Here is a 1877-nt window from a genome sequence, read left to right as displayed (position 1 = left end):
CAACGATTGCGCGTCATCGAAAGGAATTCAGGTAGAAGGACACATAGGCTTCGATCTCTTTGCGATCGACGTCGGTCAGTTCCAGACCGGCCAAACCGAAGCTGGCCCGACGCAAGCGCGGCGCGATGGCCCCGTCGGCGAACCAGCGCGCCGCACGTCGGACATCCTCGACCGGAAGATCACCGCGCTCGCGCGCGGCCAAGAGAAGATCCGCCACGCTGTCATAAACGGCATCGATCATGGCGCCGAGGATCTGCGAGACGTTCAGAAACTCCTTGACGATCGACAGGAACAGACGCTCGAACGCCAACATGTCGGTTCGGAGCGTCTGCTTGAGGAACCGGCAGGCGCATTCGATCAACGCATCCCGCAACGGCATCGCCAGCAGATCTGAGTCGAGCCTCCGACGCTCTTGAAGGAGGTCATCGGTGAAACTTCGAACCACCTCCTCCAGCAACGACGCCTTGTTGTCGAAGCGCTTGTAGAAGGTCTGATTGGAAATCGACGCACGTTCGATGACGTCATCGATGGCTGTGGCGTCATATCCAACCTCGAGAAACCGGGATTGCGCAATCGCAACGATGTGTCGCGTCAGTTCCACCGTCTCCTCCTGAGACGGGCGTCCGCGGCGGCGGGGCGCGGCATAGGTCTGTATTGTCAATCGCTTACGGCTCTTCCCAGAACGAATCACGCCCTCGCGCTTCCTCAAGAAAGGTCGACCACAACATTGAGGCGCTCTCTTGAAAAAGAACTACACGGTCTATTTCTCCGCGCAGAGTCTCGCCTCGGGACCCGTCGATCACACTCGGTGCGTTCGATGCCTCTCAATCGGAGAAACTTATGAAACGCCTCGCCCTCGCCATCGCCCTCCTGTCGGCGACCGCAGTCCTGCCAGCAACCGCACAGGTCGTCACGATCGTCGAACTTGGCCGTGACGTCGTTGTCCCCCCGTTCGGCCTGACGGTCGGCAAGCTGGAGCGTTCCGCCATCACGGATACCGCAGGCAAGCGTCTCGGCGATATCGAGAAGGTCGTCGGCACTGCCGAACAGGGACCGACCGCATTGGTCATCAAGGCCGAAAACAGCGAATCCTCGTATATTGTGCCGCTTGCTCGGTTCGGCTCCGTCAACGGCGCCATCACCGTCGACATCACGACCGCCGACCTCGCCAAGCTCCCCGTGTACGGCAGATAATTCAGGCCCTGCTGCGTTCGGTTCGAGCGATCTGGTGCATCCCCGGTTTGTCCGGGGATGCACGAGCGCTCTACCGAAGCGTATGTCGCACGCCCTCAGAACCGATCCAAACCTTGAATGGATTGGCATGGTAAAAATGCACCACCGCCGACCGAACATTTTGGCGGCATTGACTGGCACACAAAGCATTTTTAAATAGACCAATCGGTCTAATTGACCGAGACATTCGAGGGGAAGACGATGACCATGAAGTTTCTTTTGACATCGGCAGCGCTCGTCGCGCTGTCGGCACCGGCGTTTTCGGCTGACGTGGTTTATGAAGAGCCGGCGGCACCCGTCGTCGCGCTGGCTCCTGCTTACACGTGGACTGGCTTCTATATCGGCGGACAAGCCGGCGCTGCCTTCAACAACGAGTCCGGGGACGTCGAGTACAATCCCGCCACTGGTGCGTTCTTTCCGTCGACGTCCTTCGTCGCCGGTGACGACAATTCCGACGATGCGGCCTTCGTGGGCGGCGCTCATGTCGGTTTCGACTATCAGATCGACAGCCTGATCATCGGTGCGGTGGCCGACATCAACTATATCGATGCCTCGACGATCTCCAGCTACACGCTCGGTACGGTCGCCACCGGCTTCGATACGTTCGGCGTCTCGCAGGACATCAATTTCATCGCGACCGCCCG

2 protein-coding genes and 1 pseudogene are annotated in these 1877 nt (G+C 59.4%); 2 read left to right on the top strand and 1 reads right to left on the bottom strand.

Annotated elements, in window-relative coordinates; genetic code table 11:
- Positions 1-13: 13 nt before the first annotated feature.
- A complete protein-coding gene (locus O5O54_RS22125; protein ID WP_279484008.1) occupies positions 14-661 on the bottom strand; it encodes a TetR/AcrR family transcriptional regulator in 648 nt (215 codons plus the stop codon).
- Between the two features lie 179 nt (positions 662-840).
- On the opposite strand from O5O54_RS22125, the gene O5O54_RS22120 reads away from it, so the two are divergent.
- Positions 841-1194 carry a hypothetical protein gene (locus O5O54_RS22120; protein ID WP_279484007.1) on the top strand — a complete coding sequence of 118 codons (354 nt, stop codon included), beginning with the start codon at positions 841-843 and terminating at the stop codon, positions 1192-1194.
- Positions 1195-1434: 240 nt separating this feature from the next.
- Positions 1435-1877, top strand: a pseudogene (locus O5O54_RS22115) (porin family protein); the annotation flags it as partial.

The organism is Aureimonas sp. SK2 (assembly GCF_029813115.1).
Classification (GTDB): Bacteria; Pseudomonadota; Alphaproteobacteria; order Rhizobiales; family Rhizobiaceae; genus Aureimonas.
Note: the sequence above shows the minus strand (reverse complement) of the source record. Positions and strands in the feature narration are given on the sequence as shown.